This is a genomic window from Streptomyces sp. NPDC014882 (genome assembly GCF_043081325.1).
Taxonomy (GTDB): domain Bacteria; phylum Actinomycetota; class Actinomycetes; order Streptomycetales; family Streptomycetaceae; genus Streptomyces.
Genome location: NZ_JBIBWL010000012.1, coordinates 169,414 through 189,063, shown reverse-complemented (window position 1 = coordinate 189,063; position 19,650 = coordinate 169,414). Strand labels below are relative to the sequence as shown.

Genomic DNA, 19,650 nt, shown 5'->3' with positions numbered 1-19,650 from the left:
GCGTCCGCGTCCGCGTCCGCGTCCGTGTCCGAGGTGGTGCTCCGCGAGTACGGGCCCGCCGTCTCCGTCCCGCTGGACGCGGACGCGGGGCGGGCCGTCGCCGCCTCCGGCATCCTGCTGAGCGCGACCCCCGACCCCGGCCGGGCCGGGCACTGGCTGCTGCGGGCGGGCAGCCGGGTCGGCGCCGTGCGCACGCCCGGCGGTCCGGTGCTGCGGATCATGCCCAAGACGCCGGTGAGCCGGCTGTTCTTCCTCCTCGGGTTCAGCCTCGACCCGGCGCGCGCCTGGCGCGACGGCCGGGAGGGCACCGTCGACACCGGCGCGTACGACGACGTCGTCCCCGCGCTCGCGCACGCCGTGGAACGGCGGATCGACGCGGCGCTGCGGCGGGGGGTCCTCCAGGGCTACCGGGAGGTGGAGGAGTCCGCGCCGGTCGTGCGGGGGCGGCTGCGCGAGGCCGAGCAGATCCGGCGGCACTTCGGCCGCACACCGCCCGTGGAGATCGCCTACGACGCGTACACCGCCGACACCGCCGAGAACCGCGTCCTGCGCGCCGCCGCCGAGCGGCTGCTGCGGCTTCCGGGCGTTCCCGGCCCCGTGCGGCGGCGCCTGGCCCATCAGCGGGCACGTCTCGCCGACGCCGCGCCGTTGGTACGGGGACAGGAGCTGCCGCACTGGCGGCCCTCCCGTCTCAACTCCCGCTACCAGCCCGCACTGCGGCTCGCCGAGGCGGTCCTGCGCGGTACCTCCCCGGAACACCGGGCCGCCGGGCCGGAACCGCTCGCCGTGGACGGCTTCCTGCTCGACATGAACAGGCTGTTCGAGGACTTCGTCACCGTCGCCCTGCGCGAGGCCCTGAAGGAGCACGGCCTGACCGCGCGCCTCCAGGACCCCCACCACCTCGACACCGCGGGTCTCGTACGGATCCGTCCCGACCTCGTCGTCCGCACCGGCGACGGCCGCACCCCGCTCGCCGTCGCCGACGCCAAGTACAAGGTCGAGAAGGCCGACGGACTCCTCAACGCCGACCTGTACCAGGCACTGGCGTACGCCACCGTGCTCGGCCTGCGCGAGGCGCACCTGGTGTACGCGGCAGGACGGCGGCCCGAGCACTTCCACGAGGTGCGCGGCACGGCGGCGGGAGCGGACGGACGCGGCGTGCGGCTGTACCGGCACAGCCTCGACCTCTCCCGCGAACCGGGACACCTGCTGTCGGCCGTACGGGAGATCGCCGGACGGCTGGCCGCGGCCGCCCCGCATCCGTCCCCGCAGCCGCAGCCGTGAGCCACGGCCGGACGGAAAGGAGGAGACCCCGGTGCGGACCGGCGCGGACCGGTGCGGGAGGACGCGTCCGGGGTGCCGGAGGTGTCCGGGGGGTCCCGCACCGGCGTGCGTCCGTCACTCCTCCGGCGTCAGCGCGCCCGTCGCGAGGCCGTCACGGGCGACCTCGGCGAGCTGCCGACTCAGTTCACCGACCTTGCGCATGCCTTCCTCGAACAGGGACAGGTTCTTGAAGGCGGCGCCGTACCGGCGCTGATCGTCGACACCCATCCGGGGGATGCGGGAGCCGCGGCCGTCGAGGCGGTACGTCCCGCTGGAGCTCGTGGACCGGCGCGTGTTGGCGGAGCTGCGCAGGAAACCCCGCAGATAGTCCGTGTCCAGTTGTTCGCTGGCCGAGACCGGTTCAGGACCGTCGTACGTCACGAGACCGGCACGGGCGAGATCCGCGACGCTCGTGGTGGCACCGTCCAGCGAGCCGGGGCCGCCACCCGCCGCGAGCTCGGGCAGGAGCGCGGTGAGCCGGCGGATCTCGTCCTCCAGCTCCTCGCGCAGGGCGGCGTACTCGCCCGGGAAGTCGCGGTGCCGGGAACGGAGGTGGCTGCCGGGGGTCAGGTCGACGGTGTCGTCGAGGAGTTCGATCAGCGGCACGTCGGCGACCTGGTCGGGACGTGGTTCCAGACTCCCGTCGGGGCTGTTGCCGGTCAGGTCGATCATGCGCACGGTGTGGTCGGTGTCCACGCCTCCCGCGTTCTCGGGACGCCGCAGGCACCACAGGTGGACGGGCAGGGCGTGGGAGGTCGCCGTCCCCGGCGGCAGGGCGACCACCTGGCGCAGGATGCCGCGGCGCACCAGTTCGGACCGGATGCGGCGGCCCGCCTTGCGGTAGGCCACCGAGGCGGGCATGACCATGAGGACCTGGCCGCCGGGCCCGGTGTGCGCGTAGGCGTGCTGGAGCCAGGCGAGCTCCCCCTCGGCCTTGGACGGGGTGCCGAGTTCCCAGCGGGAGTCGAGCAGCAGCTCCTCCCGCCCCCACTCGGTCACACCGGCGGGCGGGTCGCAGACGACCAGGTCCGCCCTGAGGTCGGGCCACGCGTCCGCGCGCAGGGAGTCACCCGCCACGACGCGCACCTCCGGCCGGCCCCGGAGACGGGCGCGCAGCCGCGCGAACCGGGCGCTGTCCTCGTCCGTCTCCTGGCCGCGGCAGCGGGTCTCCTCCCGGGCGGCGACCGACAGGAGCAGGACCCCGATGCCGCAGGCGGGATCGAAGACCGTGGCACCGGCCGGGAGGTCCGGGGCGAAGTGGCACACGGCGCGCACCACGCGCTCGGGAGTCACCTGGTCCGAGCCCGCACGCCGCGCGGAGTCCATGAACCGCTCGGTCAGTCCGTCGACCAGGGCGACGGGGTCTTCGCTCCGGACGAACTCCTCTAAACGGACGGCGAGTTCGTCCGGCAGTCCGGCCCCGGGCTCGCCGGCCAGTACCGCGGCCGTCCGGGCCAGTCCCGCGATCATCTGCTCGCCGTAGACGGCGCGCATGGACTGCCACAGCTCGGTCTCGGGTGACACCTCCCGGCCCTTGCGCTGCCGGTCCAGCCATTCCTGGACCTCGGTGAGCGCGTAGAGCGGGCTGTTCGCGGCCCCTCCCGCCGGCGCGGGGAAGTCGTCGTAGCGCCGACGCCAGTTGGAGACGGCGGCCCGGGTGACCCCGGCCAGCCGAGCGATCTCAGCACCGGTGACCAGGGGTCCTGCCGGGGGAACGGCTTTGTCCGTCATGGGACTCAGCGTACACGGGGCACTTCCACGCACCCGGGAAAGAATATGTTGACAATGCACACAGTTGTGGCCCTGTCGCGCGCCCGCGGAACCGCGGAACGGTCGGCCGCGCCGAGCACCCCGTGCCGGCGGGCGCGCCTCACGCCGATGTCGCCACCGCCGTCGCCTCCGTCTCCGCTTCCACCGCCGTCGTCCCCGTCTCCGCCGCCATCGTCGTCGCCCCCGGCTTCTCGAACTGGGTGCGGTACAGCTGGGCGTACCGGCCGTCCGCCGCCAGCAGGGCCTCGTGCGTGCCGCGTTCCACGATGCGGCCGGACTCCACGACCAGGATCAGGTCGGCGGAGCGCACGGTGGACAGGCGGTGGGCGATGACGACGGCGGTGCGGCCCTGGAGGGCTTCGGTGAGCGCCTCCTGGACGGCCGCCTCGGAGGTGTTGTCGAGGTGGGCGGTGGCCTCGTCGAGGATGACGACCCGCTGGCGGGCCTGCAGCAGGCGGGCGATGGTCATGCGCTGGCGTTCGCCGCCGGAGAGGCGGTAGCCGCGCTCGCCGACGACCGTGTCCAGGCCGTCGGGCAGGGAGCGGACCAGGTCGTCGAGGCGGGCGCGGCGCAGGGCGTCCCACAGGTCGTCCTCGGCGGCCTCGGGCCGGGCGAGGAGCAGGTTGGCGCGGACGGTGTCGTGGAAGAGGTGGCCGTCCTGGGTGACCATGCCGAGCGTCGCCCGCAGGGAACGGGCGCTCAGGTCGCGGACGTCCACCCCGCCGATGCGGACGGCGCCCCCGTCGACGTCGTACAGGCGCGGGAGCAGTTGCGCGATGGTCGACTTGCCGGCGCCGGAGGAGCCGACGAGGGCGACGGTCTGGCCGGGCTCGGCGCGGAAGGAGACGCCGTGCAGGACCTCGGCGCCGTCGCGGGTGTCGAGGGCGGCGACCTCCTCCAGGGAGGCGAGGGAGACCTTGTCGGCGGAGGGGTAGCCGAAGCGGACGTCGTCGAACTCGACGGCGACCGGGCCCTCGGGCACCTCGCGGGCGTCGGGCTTCTCCTCGATGAGGGGCTCGAGGTCGAGCACCTCGAAGACGCGCTCGAAGCTCACCAGGGCGCTCATCACCTCGACGCGGGCCCCGGCGAGCGCGGTGAGGGGCGCGTACAGGCGGGTCAGCAGCAGGGCGAGGGCGACGACGGCGCCGGGGTCGAGGGTGCCGTCCAGCGCGAGCCGGCCGCCGAGGCCGTAGACGAGGGCGAGGGCCAGGGCCGACACCAGGGTGAGGGCGGTGATGAACACCGACTGGGCGGTGGCCGTGCGGACGCCGATGTCGCGGACCCGGGCGGCGCGCTCGGCGAACTCGGCGGACTCCTGCTCGGGGCGGCCGAAGAGTTTCACGAGGGTGGCGCCGGGCGCGGAGAAGCGTTCCGTCATGCGGGTGCCCATCACCGCGTTCAGCGCGGCCGCCTCGCGCTGCATCTCGGCCATCCGGCGGCCCATGCGGCGGGCCGGCACCACGAACACCGGCAGCAGGACGAGGGCGAGCAGGGTGACCTGCCAGGACAGGGTGAGCATGACGGCGAGGGTGAGGACCAGGGTGACCAGGTTGCTGACCACTCCGGACAGCGTGTTGCTGAAGGCGCGCTGGGCGCCGATGACGTCGTTGTTGAGGCGGGAGACGAGCGCGCCGGTGCGGGTGCGGGTGAAGAAGGCCACCGGCATCCGCTGCACGTGGTCGAAGACCGTGGTGCGCAGGTCGAGGATGAGCCCCTCCCCCAGCGCCGCCGAGAGCCTGCGGCCCAGGATGCCGAACGCCGCCTCCAGCACGGCGATCAGCGCGATGAGCAGGGCGAGACGGACGACGGTCGCGGCCTCGCCGTGCGACACGATCGTGTTCACGACGCGGCCCGCGAGGACGGGCGTGGCCACGGCGAACAGCGCGGTCACCACCCCGATGAGGACGAAGGCGGTGATGCGGGCGCGGTGCGGGCGGGCGAAGGCGCCGATGCGGCGCAGGGTGACGCGGTTGAAGGGGCGGCGCTCGTGCCGGGCGTGCATGACGCTGTACAGCTGCGTCCAGGCGGTGGTCTCCATGCTCATGGAGGGACCGTAGGACCTCGACCGGTGTTGAGGTCAACACCGTGAGGTGATCAGCGGTCCGGGGAGACCGTCACCCGGACCGGACCGGCGCCGGGGTCGACGCGGCGGGTCCAGTCGGCGGGCAGGCACAGGGTGCGGTTCGGCAGGGCGCCGCGCAGCCGCTCGCGGTGCAGGACACGGCCGTTCTGGACGACGTACAGGACCGGGCGGGTGAGTTCCGTCGCCGTGCGCAGGACGTACGGGAGGCGGTCGGCCGGGGTGACGCGGTTCGGGGCGATCCAGCGCAGGGGCGGGGCCACGGTCAGGGGGACGGCAGGCGGGCGTCCGGTTTCCGTGCCCGTGCCCGTGCCCATGTGGGTGCGGGTGCCGGTGCCCGTGAGGTGGTCCAGGACGGCGGCGGCCGCGTGGGCGCCGTCGCGGGCCGCGGTCGCCGCGCTCTCCGCCGGGTGCAGCAGGCTGCCGGCGGCGAAGACGCCCGGCCGCGAGGTGCGCAGGGCGCCGTCGACGGCGGGTCCGCGGGTGCCGGGGTCGATCGACAGGCCTGCCCGGCGGGCCAGTTCGTGGTCGGGGACGAAGTCGCCGGTGAACACGACGGTGTCGCAGGGCAGTACGGCCGTGCGGCCGTCGCGGTGCCGGACGCGGACGCCCGACAGGCGCCCGTGGCCCAGGAGTTCGGCGACGGTGGTGTGCGTGAGGAGGGGGACGCCGTGGCGCAGGCGGGTGTCGGCGGCGCGGGCCGCGGCGGTCTGCGGGCGGGCGTGCTCGGTGAGCATGGCCACCACGGTGGCGCCCGCGGCCCGTACGGTGCCGGCCGCCGCGTAGGAGACGTCCTCGGCGCCGACGATCACCGCCCGGGTCCCGACGTGCTGCCCGTGGAGGTGGACGGCGCGCTGGAGTTCGCCCGTGGTGTGGACGCCGGCCGGGCGGGTGCCGGGCACCAGGCGGGCGGCACGCGGGCGTTCGTGGGCGCCGGTGGCGAGGACGACCGCGCGTGCGGTGAGCGTCTCGGGGCCGCCGGGGCCCACGGTGTGCAGGGACAGCGGGCCGGCCCAGTCGAGGGCGGTGACGCCGGGGCGGACGGTGGCGCCGGCCCGCCCGGCGGCGGTGACCAGCAGACGGGCGTACGCCGGGCCGGTCAGGGGGCGCAGGAGGGTGCCGTAGCCGCCGTGCGCGCAGTGGCGGGGCGTGCCGCCGGGCTGCCGTTCCCGGTCCAGGACCTCGACGCGGCCGGCGCCCGCCGCGGCGAGGCGGGCGGCGGCCGCGAGTCCGGCGGGGCCCGCGCCGACGACCAGGACGTCCACCTCGCGTGCGGCCGTCACGTCCGCCTCGCGTGCGGCCGTCACGTCCGCCTCGCCTTTCCCGGCCGGGCGGGCGCCACCGGCGCCTTCGCCGACCTGGCGGGCAGCACCGGCGCCTTCGCCGGCAGGGGCCGGACACAGGCGTCATCGCGGGTCCCGCGGCCGGGACCGCGGGAGGCGCCGGGCCGGTCACGGCCCGCGCCGGGCCCCACGAGGCCGACCCCGCGTGCGGTCGTCGTGGTCGTCATGCCTGCCTCGCCTTTCCCGGCGGGGCCGCCGCGGCCGTCGTCTCCGCCAGGAGGGCGCGGACCTCGGGGCCGCAGTGCGTGCCCTGGCAGCGGCCCGCGCGGGCGCGGGTGCGGCGGCGCAGGCCTTCAAGGGTGCGGGGCGGGATCGGGCCGGCGAGGGCGTCGCGGAGGTCGCCGCGGGAGACGCGCTCGCAGTGGCAGACGAGGACGCCGTACGCCGGGTCGGCGGCGACGCGGTCGGCGGTGGGGCGCGGGTCGCGCATCGCCACCGGTTCCAGGGGCCGGGCGGGGCCGAGGTCGAGGCCGGTCTCCTCGGCCAGCAGGGCGGTGACGTGGGCGGCGATGGCGAGGGAGGCGGTGAGGCCGGTGGAGCGGATGCCGCCGACGGTGACCTGTCCGGCGTCGGGGTGGGCGGTGATGCGGTAGTCCTCGTGCCCGGTGGCGGCGCGCAGGCCGGCGTAGACGGCGGTGACCTCCTCGTCGAGGAGGGCGGGCAGGATGCGGGCGCCCCGGGCGCGCAGGGCGGCGATGCCCTCGGCGGTGGACCCGGTGGCCCGCTTGTCGTCGAGGTCCTCGGCGGTGGGGCCGAGCAGGACGTTGCCGTACACGGTGGGGGCGACGAGGACGCCCTTGCCGAGGGCGGTGGGGACGGGCAGCAGGATGTGGCGGACGAGGTCGCGGGCGAGGGTGTCGAAGACGACGATCTGGCCGCGGCGCGGGGTGACGGTGAAGTCGTCGTGGCCGAGCCGGCGGTCCAGTGTGTCGGCGTGCAGTCCGGCCGCGTTGACGAGGCGGCGGGCGTGCAGGGTGCCCCGGGCGGTGCCGAGCGCGTGGACGCCGTCCCGCCGGCTCACGTGCGTCACCGGTGCGTCGAGGTGGAGGTCGACGCCGTGCCGGACCGCCTGGGTGGCGTACGCCAGCGGGGTCGTCCACGGGCAGACGACGCTCTCGCCGGGCACGTGCAGGGCGCCGAGCGCGCCGGGTCCCAGGTGCGGTTCGCGTGCGCGGAGTTCGTCCGGTCCGAGGAGGCGGGCGTCGTGGTACGCGTTGCGTTCGGCCTTCTCGGCGAGGCGGGGCAGGGCGGCGAGCTGTTCGTCGTCCCAGGCCACCAGGAGCGCGCCGACCGGGTCGACGGGGATGCCGGACTCGGCGGCGTACGCGGTGAGCAGGCGCGCGCCCTCGCGGACGAGCCGTGCCTCCAGGGAGCCGGGCACCGCGTCGAACCCGGTGTGCAGGATCGCGGTGTTGGCCTTGGAGGTGCCCTGCCCGATGTCGTCCTGGGCCTCGACGAGCGCGACCTTCAGGCGGGGCCTGCGGGCCAGTTCGCGGGCGATGGCGCAGCCGACGACCCCGGCCCCGACGATCGCGACGTCGTACGGCTCCGTGGGCAGCGGTCCTTCGACGGTCACCGTCACGCCGGGGCACCTCCCGGCGGACCACCCGCGGACGCCGTCACGCCAGGGGCGTCCCCCGGCCACCCCTCCGCGGTCACCACCGCACCGGGGACGACGCCCCACGAACTGTCCCCGGCCACCGCCGCCCCGAAGACGCCGCCCCGCGGAGCCTGCGCGATCACCGTCATGCGGGAGCACCTCCCGGCGGACCACCCGCGGACGCCGTCACGTCAGGGGCGTCCCCCGGCCGCCCCTCGGCGGTCACCACCGCGCCGGGGACGACGCCCCACGAACTGTCCCCGGCCACCGCCGCCCCGAAGACGCCGCCCCGCGGAGCCTGCGCGATCACCGTCATGCGGGAACACCTCCCGGCGGACCACCCGCGGCCACCGTCACGCCAGGGGCGTCCCCCGGCCGCCCCTCGGCGGTCGCCACCGCGCCGGGGGCACCGTCCAGCAGGGCCGTCACCGCGGCGCGGAAGCGGCCCAGTCGGTCCGCCGCCTCGTCGGCCGTGACGCGGGGCTCGTACACGCGTGACGGCCCGTGCTCGGGGAGCGCCTCGGCGAGGGTCGTGCCGTCGGCGGCGCCGAGGCGGGCCAGGGCGCCCACGCCGAGGGCGGTCGCGTCGGGCAGGGCGGACACCTCGACCGGGCGTTGCAGCAGGTCGGCCTGGGTCTGCATGAGCAGGGCGGAGCGGGTCAGGCCGCCGTCCACGCGCAGCAGGGACAGGGGGGTGCCGAGGTCGGCCGCGGCGGCCTCGGCCAGCTCGACGACCTGGGCGGTCAGGCCCTCGCACAGGGCGCGCACCAGGTGGCCGGGGGTGGTGTCCAGGCCGAGTCCGGTCAGGGAGCCGCGCAGGTCGCCGCGCCACCAGGGGGCGGCGAGTCCGGCGAGCGCCGGGACGAAGGTGACGCCGCCGCCGTCGGGCACGGTGGCGCCGACGGGGTCGAGGTCGGCGGCGCCCGCGATGACGCCGAGGTCGGTGAGCCAGCGCACGGCGGAGGCGGCGGTGTACACCTGGCCGTCGAGGCAGTAGTCGGTGCGTCCGGCGAGCCGCCAGGCGACGCAGCTGACCAGGCCCGAGGTGCCGCGCCGGGGCGTGCCGCCGGTCGGGGCGAGGAGGAACGCCCCGGTGCCGTAGGTGCACTTGGCGGTGCCGGGCGCGGTGACGCGCTGGGCGAGGAGGGCGGCCTGCTGGTCGACGGCGAGGCCGGTGAGCGGGATGTCGTACCCGAACACGTTCGTCGTGCCGACGGGTCGGGCGTTGTCGACGACCTCCGGGAGCCGTTCCCCGTCCAGCCCGAAGAGGCCGAGGGCGCGGGGGGACCAGGTGCCCCGGTCGAGGTCGAGGAGCTGGGTGCGGCCGGCGGTCGCCGCGTCGGTGACGAAGGCGCCGGTGAGGCGGTGCGTGAGCCAGGCGTCGCTGGTGGTGACGACTCCCCGGGCGGTCAGGTGACGGCGGATCCAGGCCATCTTGGGGGCGGCGAAGTACGGGTCGACGGGCAGGCCGGTCAGCTCCCGTAACTCCTCCGCGTGCGGGGCGAGTCCGTCGCACAGGGCGCCCGCGCGGCGGTCCTGCCAGACGAGGGCGTCGGTGAGCGGTCGGCCCGTCGCCGGGTCCCAGGCGAGGACGGTCTCGCCCTGGTTGGCGAGGCCGAGCGCCGTGACGGGCTCACCGGCCTCGGCCAGCGCGCGCCGGCCGGCGTCCAGCACCGACGCGTACAGCTCGGCCGGGTCCGCCTCGACGCGGCCGCCGGGCAGGTGGCGGGGCCGTACGGCCGCGAACCCGGTTCCCAGGACGCCGCGTTCGGGGCAGAGGACCAGGGCCTTGGTGCCGGACGTGCCCTGGTCGACGGCGAGTACCGGACCCGTCATCACGCCCCCTTCTCGGTGATCGGCGGCCTCAGCCTGCCGTCCGGCGGACGGCCCCGTCAAGTCGCGTCGGCCGTCCCGACCTGCACCGATCCGGCCATCTCAACGCCCTTTCGCCACGCGTCAGTTGCAGTATCGACAAGCCTGGTCGGATCGATCCGGAAACGGGTGTGAGGGGTGCGGGGCGGGCCCTATAGTGACCGCCGACCCAGGCGATCTCCTCATCTGCCGCCCCGAGGAGGGCTGTTGTTACTCCACCCTGCCGTCCGGCCCGTTCCCCGTCCGGGAGCGAGCGGCTGATGGCCAGAGACGGAGCACGCCCCGCCTACGATCCCGCGGGGCACGACGACGAACTGCGGGCCGCCCTCCAGGAGGTGCGTACCGGCCGCTGGCTGTCGATGCGGACCCTGCTGGAGCGCACGACGCGGTGGTGGCAGTGGACACAGCGCACCCAGGTGCTCGCCGCGGGGGCGGCCGGGACCGATGTGGTCCGGGCCTGGCTCGCCGAGGAGCCGGACAGTGTGCCGGCCGCCGTGATGGCGGCCCGGGTCGCCGTCGAGCGGGCCCTGCGCGCGCACCGCGAGCGGCACCGCCGTACGCACGAGCTGTGGATCGAGGCCTGGGACGTGAGCCAGAGCGCCGCCCGCGCCGCGCCGGCCGACCCGGTGCCGTGGGTGTGCCTGCTGGCCCTGGCCCAGCTGGACCGTGAGCAGTCGTGGGAGGAGCACCGGGCGCCGCCGCCGGACCCGGCCCTGCCGCCCGGCCCGTGGGGGCTGCTGGCGGAGGCCGTCCGGCGCGACCCGTACAACCGCGAGGCCCACCACCGCATGCTCCAGTTCCTCTACGCGCGGGCGGCGTCCGAACGGCTGGCGGAGGCAACCGGTTTCGCCCACCTGGCGGCCGGGGGCGCCCCGCCGGGCTCGGCGCTGCACGTCCTGCCGCTGTACGTCCGGGTCGAGCGCTACCGGCGCGGCGGCGGGCGGGAGGCCGCCCTCGACCTGCACTGGGTGACCGACGACGCCGCCCGTGAGGCGCTGCGCGCGCACACCTCGTGGTTCGGGCGCAGCGCCGCCGCCGAACGCTCCCCGCTCGACCTGAACCACCTCGCCCACGCGCTGTGGGGAGCGCACCGGTTCGCCGACGCGGCCGGGGTGTTCGACGCGATCGGCCCCTACCGCACGCCCCTGCCCTGGGCCTACCGCACCGCGCTGCCCGGCGATCACGGCCAGGCCGCGCAGGTGTTCCTCCAGGCCCGCGACCGCTGCCACCGGGCCGCGCGGTCCGTGCCCGACTGACGGCCCGCGTCCGTCCGGCATTCCGTCCGGCGTCTCGTTCGACATTTTATTTGACGCTTCGTCACCATCCGTTCACCCGACCACTCCCAGAAGGATTCGGCATGTCCGGCACTCCCGAACCACCGGCCCCCGTCACGGCCCCCGTCACGGCTCCCACCCCCGTCCCGCGGCCCGACGAGGAGCAACGGCTGCGTGAACTGGGCTACCGGCCCGTGCTGGCCCGCCGCATGGGCGGCTTCGGCAACTTCGCGATCAGCTTCTCCGTCATCTCGATCCTGTCCGGCTGCATGACCCTGTACGGCTTCGGCATGGGGGCGGGCGGTCCCGCCGTGATGCTGTGGGGCTGGGCCGGGGTGGGGCTGTTCGTGCTCTGCGTGGGGCTCGCGCTGGCCGAGGTCACCAGCGCGTACCCGACGTCCGGCGCCCTGTACTACATGGCGGACCGGCTCGGCGGGCGCCGCTGGGGCTGGTACACCGGCTGGCTGAACCTGCTCGGGCTGCTCGGCGCGATCGCCGGCATCGACTACGGCGCCGCCCTGTTCGCGGGGGCGTTCGCCAACCTCCAGTGGGGCTTCGAGCCGACGCCGGAGAGGACGATGCTGATCTTCATGGCGATCCTGCTGCTGCACGCCGTGCTGAACCTGTTCGGGGTGCGCCTGGTCAGCGTCCTGAACTCGGTCTCCGTGTGGTGGCACCTGGCCGGGGTGGCGCTCATCGTCGGGGCGCTGGCCGTCGTCCCCGACCACCACCGCTCCCCGTCCTTCGTCTTCGGCGAGTTCGTCAACGACACCGGCTGGGAGAACCCGGTGTACGTGGCGGCGATCGGCCTGCTGCTCGCCCAGTACACGTTCTCCGGCTACGACGCCTCGGCGCACCTGTCGGAGGAGACCGCCAACGCGTCGGTGTCCGCGGCGCGCGGCATCGTCCGCTCGATCTGGGTGTCCTGGGTGGCGGGCTTCGCGCTCCTGGCGGGCCTCACCTTCGCCATCCAGGACTACGACGCCACGCGCGCCACCGCGACCGGCGTGCCGCCCGCGCAGATCCTCCTGGACGGGCTCGGCACGGACGGGGCGAGCGCGCTGCTGCTCGTCGTGATCGTCGCCCAGTTGTTCTGCGGCAACGCCGAGGTCGCCGCGGCCAGCCGGATGGTGTTCGCGTTCAGCCGGGACGGCGCCCTGCCGGGCTCGCACCTGTGGCGCAAGGTCAGCGCCCGCACCCAGACCCCGGTCGCCGCGGTGTGGCTGTCGGTCGCCGTCGCCTGCGTCCTGGCCCTGCCGTCGCTGTACTCCGCGACCGCCTACGGCGCGGTCACCGCGATCAACGTCATCGGCATCACGCCGGCGTACGCCATCCCCGTCCTGCTGCGGCTGCGCGCCGGGGACCGTTTCCGGCCGGGTCCCTGGAACCTGGGCCGCTGGAGCAGGCCGGTCGGCTGGACCGCCGTGGTGTGGGTGGCCTGCGTGACGGTGCTGTTCTGCCTGCCGCAGTCCTCACCGGTGACGGCGGACACCATGAACTACGCCTCCCTCGCGCTCGTCGTCGTGCTGGCCCTCGCCACGGTGTGGTGGTTCGTGGCCCGCCGTTCCTACGGCACGCCCACGACGGCGGCGTACGGCTCGGACAAGGAGCAGGCGGAGCTGGCCGAAGGCATCGTCTGAACCGGTCACCGGGTACGAACGGCCGTCGTGGATACGGCAGGATGAGCGGTCGCGTCCGTGCACGGGACGGGCGCGACCGCACTTCGCACTTCCCGGAACCGAGCAGGTGACCCACGTGACGACACATCACATCCGGCCGTCGGCGCCCCCCTTCGCCGCGGACCTTCCCTCCGGAGGCGACCGGTGAACCGCACGCTGACCCTCGACGACGCCGTCCTGGCCGGAATCGCCCTCGCCGCGGGCCTGTTGGTGGCGTTCGCGTCGCGGACACTGCTGCGCTGGCTGGCCAAGCACGCCAAGCGCACCAAGTGGAGCGGCGACGACGTCGTCGTGGACGCGCTGCGCACGGTCGTGCCGTGGGCGGCGCTCGTGGGCGGCGGGGCCGCCGCGGCGGCCGTGCTGCCGCTGACCAGGCCCGTCCAGCACACCGTCAACCAGTGCCTGACCGTCCTGCTGATCTTCGCGGTGACGGTGTCGGCGGCCCGGGTGATCGCCGGGCTGGTGCAGAGCGTCACCCACGCCCGCTCCGGTGTGGCCGGATCCGCCACCATCTTCGTGAACATCACGCGGGTGCTGGTCCTGGCGCTCGGCTTCCTGGTCGCGCTCCAGAGCCTCGGCATCTCGATAGCGCCGATGCTGACCGCCCTCGGCGTCGGCGGTCTGGCCGTCGCGCTGGCCCTCCAGGACACCCTCGCGAACCTCTTCGCCGGCATCCACATCCTCGCCTCCAAGACCGTGCAGCGCGGCGACTACATCCGGCTCAGCAGCGGCGAGGAGGGCTACGTCGAGGACATCAACTGGCGGCAGACGACCGTGCGCGCCCTCTCCAACAACCTGGTGGTCATCCCCAACGGGCAGCTCGCCAAGTCGAACATGACCAACTTCATGCGCCCCGAGCAGCAGCTGACCATCCTGGTGCAGGTGGGCGTCGCCTACGACAGCGACCTGGAGCACGTCGAGCGGGTCACCTGCGAGGTCGTCACCGAGGTGATGACCGAGATCACCGGCGCCGTGCCCGACCACGAGCCGCTGGTGCGCTTCCACACCTTCGGCGACTCGCGGATCGGTTTCACGGTGATCCTCGGCGTCGGCGAGTTCAGCGACCAGTTCCGGATCAAGCACGAGTTCATCAAGCGCCTGCACCGCCGCTACCGCGCCGAGGGCATCCGCATCCCGGCGCCCGCCCGTACCGTGGCACTCCAGCAGGGCGCGGTGGTCATCCCGCAGCAGCGCACGGGCGACGACCTGGTGCCGCCCTCGGCCCTGCACGACTGATCCGTCCGGGCATCCGGGGCCTCCTGAGCGGCCCCGGACGCCCTGGACGCCCTGGTACGGCTTCGGCCCCGGGAGCCGGACGGCTCGGGGGGGCGCACGGCTCGGGGTACGGCGGCCGGTCCGGAAAGGACCGGCCGCCGTGGGGTCCTGTCGAGTCCGGGTCGGTCACGAGATATCTTGATGTCGAGCAATGTTGCAGACGTGGAGCGGAGCACCGGTGACTGACTCGACCATCATCTATACGCACACTGACGAGGCCCCGGCCCTGGCGACGTATTCCTTCCTGCCGGTGGTCCAGGCGTACGCCTCGCAGGCCGGTGTCTCCGTGGAGACGCGGGACATCTCGCTGGCCGGCCGCATCATCGCCGTGTTCCCGGAGTACCTCACCGAGGACCAGCGCATCCCGGACGCCCTGCACGAGCTGGGCGAGCTGGCGAAGACGCCCGAGGCGAACATCATCAAGCTGCCGAACATCTCGGCGTCGATCCCGCAGCTCAAGGCCGCGATCGCCGAGCTCCAGGCGCAGGGCTACGCGCTGCCGGCCTACCCGGACGACCCCAAGACCGACGAGGAGCGGGACATCCAGGCCCGCTACGACAAGGTCAAGGGCTCGGCCGTGAACCCGGTCCTGCGCGAGGGCAACTCCGACCGCCGCGCCCCCGCGTCGGTCAAGAACTACGCCAAGAGCCACCCGCACCGCATGGGCGCCTGGTCGTCGGAGTCGAAGACCGCCGTGGCGACCATGGGCGAGAACGACTTCCGCTCCACCGAGAAGTCCGCCGTGATCTCCGAGGCCGGCGCACTGCGCATCGAGCTGGTCGGCGAGGACGGCACCACCACCGTCCTGCGCGAGTCCGTCCCCGTCCTGGAGGGCGAGGTCGTCGACGCCTCCGTCCTGCACGTGGCCGCGCTGCGCGAGTTCCTCACCGCGCAGATCGCCCGCGCCAAGGCCGACGACGTGCTGTTCTCGGTGCACCTGAAGGCCACGATGATGAAGGTCTCCGACCCGATCATCTTCGGTCACGTGGTGCGCGCCTTCTTCCCGAAGACCTTCGAGCGGTACGGCGCGACGCTGGCCGCCGCCGGCCTGACCCCGAACGACGGTCTCGGCGGCATCCTCAAGGGCCTGGCGGACCTGCCCGAGGGCGACGAGGTCAAGGCCTCCTTCGAGGCCGAGCTGGCCGAGGGCCCGGCCCTGGCGATGGTCGACTCCGACAAGGGCATCACCAACCTGCACGTGCCGTCCGACGTCATCGTCGACGCCTCGATGCCGGCCATGATCCGCACCTCCGGCCACATGTGGGGCCCGGACGGCCAGGAGGCCGACACCCTCGCGGTGCTGCCGGACTCCTCCTACTCGGGCGTCTACCAGGCCGTCATCGAGGACTGCCGCGCCCACGGCGCCTTCGACCCGTCGACCATGGGCTCGGTCCCCAACGTCGGCCTCATGGCGCAGAAGGCCGAGGAGTACGGCTCCCACGACAAGACCTTCGAGGTCAGGACCGCCGGCACGGTCCGCCTGGTCGACCAGGGCGGCAACGTCGTCCTGGAGCAGCCGGTCGCCGAGGGCGACATCTTCCGTGCCTGCCAGACCAAGGACGCCCCGATCCGCGACTGGGTCAAGCTGGCCGTCACCCGTGCCCGCGCCACCGGCGCCCCGGCCGTGTTCTGGCTGGACGAGACCCGCGCCCACGACGCGCAGCTCATCGCCAAGGTCGAGGCGTACCTGGCGGAGCACGACACCGAGGGCCTGGACATCCGGATCCTCGCCCCGGTCGAGGCCACCAAGCTGTCGGTGGAGCGCCTCCGGCGCGGCGAGGACACGATCTCGGTCACGGGCAACGTCCTGCGCGACTACCTCACCGACCTGTTCCCGATCCTGGAGCTGGGCACCAGCGCCAAGATGCTGTCGGTGGTCCCGCTGATGGCGGGCGGCGGCCTGTTCGAGACGGGCGCCGGCGGCAGCGCGCCGAAGCACGTCCAGCAGCTGGTCAAGGAGAACTACCTGCGCTGGGACTCCCTCGGTGAGTTCTTCGCGCTGGTCCCGTCGCTGGAGCAGTACGCCGACTTCACCGGCAACTCCCGCGCGAAGGTCCTCGCCGACGCCCTCGACCGCGCCACGGCGACCTTCCTCGACGAGGACAAGTCCCCGACCCGTCGCGTCGGCGGCATCGACAACCGCGGCAGCCACTTCTACCTGTCCCTGTACTGGGCGCAGGAGCTGGCGCGGCAGGGCGACGACGCCGACCTCGCGAAGGCCTTCGCCCCGCTCGCCGAGACCCTCGCGGCGAACGAGCAGAAGATCGTCGAGGAGCTGAACGCCGTCCAGGGCGAGCCGGCCGACATCGGCGGCTACTACCAGCCCGACCCGGCGAAGGCGGCGGCGGTCATGCGCCCGTCGGCCACCTGGAACGAGCTGCTCGCCTCCCTGAGCTGACACTCGCCCGCCCGCTGGGCCTCCGCCCCGACCGGTGCACCGTCCGGCCGGGGCGGAGGCGTGTCCGGGCACGCCCACCCGGCACGACGGGACCGGGGCACCCGCCCGGCACGACGGGACCGGGACACCGCCCGGACGGACGCACCCCCGGGCCACGGCCCCCACGGTCCGAAGCCCGGTGAACCCGATGAACCCGGGCCCGGCAGACCGGAGCCCCGGCGGAGACACGTCCGGGCGCGCTCACCCCGCACGACGGGACCGGGACACCCGCCCGGACGGGCACACCCCGGGGGCGCGGCCCCGGCCGGCCGGGGTCCGGTGAGCCGGGGTCCCGCCGGGCGGCCGCGGTCACGTGGTGGACGGCGTCAGGCGCGCGTCCACTCGGTGACCACCACCTCGCCGCCCGCGCGCAGGCGCAGCGCGAACGGGCCGGTGGGCCGGGCCCCGCTCGTGAAGCGGCCCATGTCGTCGGCGGTCAGGGCCGCTCCGGCGCGGGGGCCGTCGAGGACCTCGACGGAGGCGGACTGCGGGGGCAGCAGCTGGCCCATGATGCCGTGGGAGGTCACCTCGACGTCGACGGTGAGCCCGCCGGCGTGGAAGGTGAGCATCCGCGGGACGTCCACCGCTCCCCTGACGGGGATGGCGTCGACCAGCGAGTCGAAGGTCAGCTCGGCGATCTTCGCGTCGAGGTCGTGCAGCGCGTAGGCCTCGACGGCGAGCCGGCGCAGTTCGGCCGGTACCGGATCGAGGATCGCGGCGGCCTCGCGCAGTTCCGCCTCCAGGCGCGTGCGGCCGGACTCCGCGTCGTCTCCGATGCCGTCGGGGGCGCCGTCGTCGAAGGCGCCGTCGTCCAGGTCGTCGTCCATGTGGTTCACAGGGCTCCCCGTGCGTCGAGTCGGGCCCGCAGGCGGCGCAGGCATCGCTGGCGCATCGGTCCGATGCTGCCCACGGCGATGCCCAGGGCCGCCGAGACCTCCTGGTAGCTGGGCGGCGGCGAGGAGATCAGCACCCGCAGCAACTGCCGGCAGCGCTCACCGAGCGCCTCGAACTCCTGCCAGAGGTGGCGGACGCGCTCGCTCTGCGCGGCCGCCTCCTCCGAGTCCAGCACCGACTGTTCCGGCGTACGGTCCTCGCTGACCCGGTCGAGCAGCTGGGGATCGTCCGTCGGGGTGAGCCGGCGCAGGCTCTTGATCACTTTCAGGCACTCGTTGCGCGCGGTGCTCGCCAGCCAGGAACCCGCCTTGTCGGGTTCGCGGATCCGCCCGAGGTTCTGGGCGAACCGGAACCACACGGTCTGGTACACCTCGTGCCCGTCGGCGTCGGAGAGCCGGTGCGCGCGCACGACGGACCACACCAGCGGGCTCAGCCCTTCCACGATCGCCTTCCAGGCCGCCGTGTCCCCGTCGACGGCGGACCGGACGAGCACGCCGACTTCACTACGGTCCACGGTCCCACCCCTTGTGTACGGCACGTCATCGTACGCCGTGACGGGGCCGCACCCGGACCTCATGACGCCCTCACGCCGGCACGGCCGGCGACCCGACGGGCACCGGCGTCCAGGTGGCCGGCAGCAGCGCCGGCACGTGGGCTCCGCGCACCTCGGCCGATTCGGCGTGGGCGGCGAGGAGTTCGCGGGCGGCGGCGCGCGGGTCGGTCAGGCCGTTGGCCGTCATGTGCGCGGCGACGAGTCCGGCGACGACGGGCGTCGCGAAGGAGGTTCCGCTCCAGGAGGCCAGTCCTTCGAACATGACCTGGTCGGGCTTGCCCGCGCCGGCCGCCCGCTCCTCGCTCAACACCCCGGTGTGGCGCGGGAACTGGCAGGTGCAGGCGTAGGTGAAGCCGTAGCGGCACTCGTCGTAGGTGGAGTGCTGGTACACGTACGGGACGGGGCGGGCGAAGCCCGTGAGGGCACTGGTGAGGCGCTCGCCGGGGGCGTAGACCCGTACCCAGGGGCCGTGGTTGCTGAAGCAGGCGCCGAACTCGCCGTCGCCGCGCAGCGCGCCGACCGACAGCACCGCGTCCGCGTACGCGGGCAGGGCGGCGTAGGCGGCGGGCCAGAAGGGCGTGGCGCTGGCGTTGTTGCCCGCGGCGGCCACCAGCAGGGTGTGCTGCGAGCGCAGTTCGTCCATGAAGGCGGCGACGCCGAGCAGGCCGTCGACGCGGCCGTTGGAGGTGCCGGCGGAGAGGCTGAGGATGTCGGGCCAGCCGCCCTGCTCGACGGCCTCGAACAGCTTGTCGCCGAAGTCGTACTCGAGGATCGCGCCGGCGTCGTTGAGGGTGTTGCGCACGGTGATGTCCGTGCCGGGGGCGACGGCCGCGACGAGCCCGGCGATGAACGTGCCGTGGCCCACGTACTGCTGGAGCACGCCGTCGTCGTCGGTCTCCCGGATCTGGGCGTCGCCGTCGGTGCGGGCGAGGAGGGGGTAGGAGCGGTGGTCGTGCATCAGGCCGGTGTCGACGACGAGCACGCCGACGGCGCCGGCCGGGTCGTGGGCGGCCCGCGCCGGGGCCGGGTTGGGCGTCGCGCCGTAGGCGGCGGGCACCGGCTCGTCGCCGGGGCAGGCGTTGACCGCGATGGACACCACGTGGTTGCGGCTGACCAGCCGGCGGCCCGCGCGGTCCTCGGTGCCCCGCAGGGCGCGCAGGGCGCCCGCGACGGCGCGGTCCGCGCCGGGCACGCCCTCGCCGGGGTCGGCGACCTGGATGCGGGTGATGCCGGAGCGGTTGGCCTGCGGTCCGGCCCGGCGCACGTGGTCGGGGGTGAGGTCGGGGGCCGCGGTGAAGTGGGTGCGGACGGCGTCCTCGACGACCCGGGCCTCCTCGCCGTCGCGCGCGAGGACGACGCCCTTCTCGTAGATGAACTCGGCGGAGTCGTCCGGGCCCATCGCCAACGGCACGCCCGGCAGCGCGCGCTGGATCTGACCGAACTGCTCGTGGAATCTCCGTGGTGCCATGACCCGTCCTCCCCTGAACCCGGTGGTCGTCTATGCAGACCCGCGGGACCCCTGTCTGATACAGGTGGTGCGACGACAGGGG

The 19,650-nt window shown here is 74.5% G+C and carries 14 protein-coding genes; 5 read left to right on the top strand and 9 right to left on the bottom strand.

The window, feature by feature from the left end; all coding sequences use genetic code 11:
- Positions 1–24: 24 nt before the first annotated feature.
- Complete coding sequence (locus tag ACF09K_RS25555) at positions 25–1,284, top strand: McrC family protein (protein WP_392247032.1); 1,260 nt, start codon at positions 25–27, stop codon at positions 1,282–1,284.
- A 114-nt stretch (positions 1,285–1,398) separates the two neighbouring features.
- On the opposite strand, the gene ACF09K_RS25550 is transcribed toward ACF09K_RS25555, so the two are convergent.
- The 6 genes from ACF09K_RS25550 to ACF09K_RS25525 form a co-directional block, all read right to left on the bottom strand.
- On the bottom strand, positions 1,399–3,054 hold the full coding sequence (locus tag ACF09K_RS25550) for an N-6 DNA methylase (RefSeq protein WP_392247030.1): 1,656 nt from the start codon (positions 3,052–3,054) through the stop codon (positions 1,399–1,401).
- Between the two features lie 139 nt (positions 3,055–3,193).
- A complete protein-coding gene (locus tag ACF09K_RS25545) occupies positions 3,194–5,137 on the bottom strand; it encodes an ABC transporter ATP-binding protein (protein WP_392247028.1) in 1,944 nt (647 codons plus the stop codon).
- Positions 5,138–5,187: 50 nt separating this feature from the next.
- Positions 5,188–6,456, bottom strand: a complete 1,269-nt coding sequence (locus tag ACF09K_RS25540; RefSeq protein ID WP_392247160.1) for an NAD(P)/FAD-dependent oxidoreductase — start codon at positions 6,454–6,456, stop codon at positions 5,188–5,190.
- Between the two features lie 223 nt (positions 6,457–6,679).
- The gene (locus tag ACF09K_RS25535) at positions 6,680–8,098 is read right to left on the bottom strand and encodes an FAD-dependent oxidoreductase (RefSeq protein WP_392247026.1); all 1,419 of its coding nucleotides are present in this window, start codon (positions 8,096–8,098) and stop codon (positions 6,680–6,682) included.
- A gap of 163 nt (positions 8,099–8,261) precedes the next feature.
- The gene (locus ACF09K_RS25530) at positions 8,262–8,432 is read right to left on the bottom strand and encodes a hypothetical protein (protein WP_392247025.1); all 171 of its coding nucleotides are present in this window, start codon (positions 8,430–8,432) and stop codon (positions 8,262–8,264) included.
- Entirely contained in the window at positions 8,429–9,952 is a 1,524-nt protein-coding gene (locus ACF09K_RS25525) for an FGGY family carbohydrate kinase (protein ID WP_392247023.1), read from the bottom strand. Before ACF09K_RS25525 ends, ACF09K_RS25530 begins: the two co-directional genes overlap by 4 nt.
- Before the next feature lie 296 nt (positions 9,953–10,248).
- Between ACF09K_RS25525 and ACF09K_RS25520 the strand changes: the two genes are divergently transcribed.
- The 4 genes from ACF09K_RS25520 (at position 10,249) to ACF09K_RS25505 (ending at position 16,614) form a co-directional block, all read left to right on the top strand.
- Positions 10,249–11,244, top strand: a complete 996-nt coding sequence (locus ACF09K_RS25520) for a hypothetical protein (RefSeq protein WP_392247021.1) — start codon at positions 10,249–10,251, stop codon at positions 11,242–11,244.
- Positions 11,245–11,345: 101 nt separating this feature from the next.
- On the top strand, positions 11,346–12,902 hold the full coding sequence (locus ACF09K_RS25515; protein ID WP_392247020.1) for an amino acid permease: 1,557 nt from the start codon (positions 11,346–11,348) through the stop codon (positions 12,900–12,902).
- Between the two features lie 183 nt (positions 12,903–13,085).
- Positions 13,086–14,177, top strand: a complete 1,092-nt coding sequence (locus ACF09K_RS25510; RefSeq protein ID WP_392247018.1) for a mechanosensitive ion channel family protein — start codon at positions 13,086–13,088, stop codon at positions 14,175–14,177.
- Positions 14,178–14,394: 217 nt separating this feature from the next.
- Positions 14,395–16,614: an NADP-dependent isocitrate dehydrogenase gene (locus tag ACF09K_RS25505; RefSeq protein ID WP_392247016.1), complete on the top strand. Its 2,220-nt coding sequence runs from the start codon at positions 14,395–14,397 to the stop codon at positions 16,612–16,614.
- Positions 16,615–16,979: 365 nt separating this feature from the next.
- Here ACF09K_RS25505 and ACF09K_RS25500 read toward each other — a convergent pair whose 3' ends face one another.
- The 3 genes from ACF09K_RS25500 to ACF09K_RS25490 are packed head-to-tail and all read right to left on the bottom strand — an operon-like array spanning position 16,980 to position 19,568.
- Positions 16,980–17,480, bottom strand: a complete 501-nt coding sequence (locus ACF09K_RS25500; RefSeq protein ID WP_392247158.1) for a hypothetical protein — start codon at positions 17,478–17,480, stop codon at positions 16,980–16,982.
- A 5-nt stretch (positions 17,481–17,485) separates the two neighbouring features.
- Positions 17,486–18,124, bottom strand: a complete 639-nt coding sequence (locus ACF09K_RS25495; protein ID WP_392247014.1) for an RNA polymerase sigma factor — start codon at positions 18,122–18,124, stop codon at positions 17,486–17,488.
- A 7-nt stretch (positions 18,125–18,131) separates the two neighbouring features.
- Complete coding sequence (locus ACF09K_RS25490; RefSeq protein ID WP_392247012.1) at positions 18,132–19,568, bottom strand: S8/S53 family peptidase; 1,437 nt, start codon at positions 19,566–19,568, stop codon at positions 18,132–18,134.
- Between the last annotated feature and the right edge of the window lie 82 nt (positions 19,569–19,650).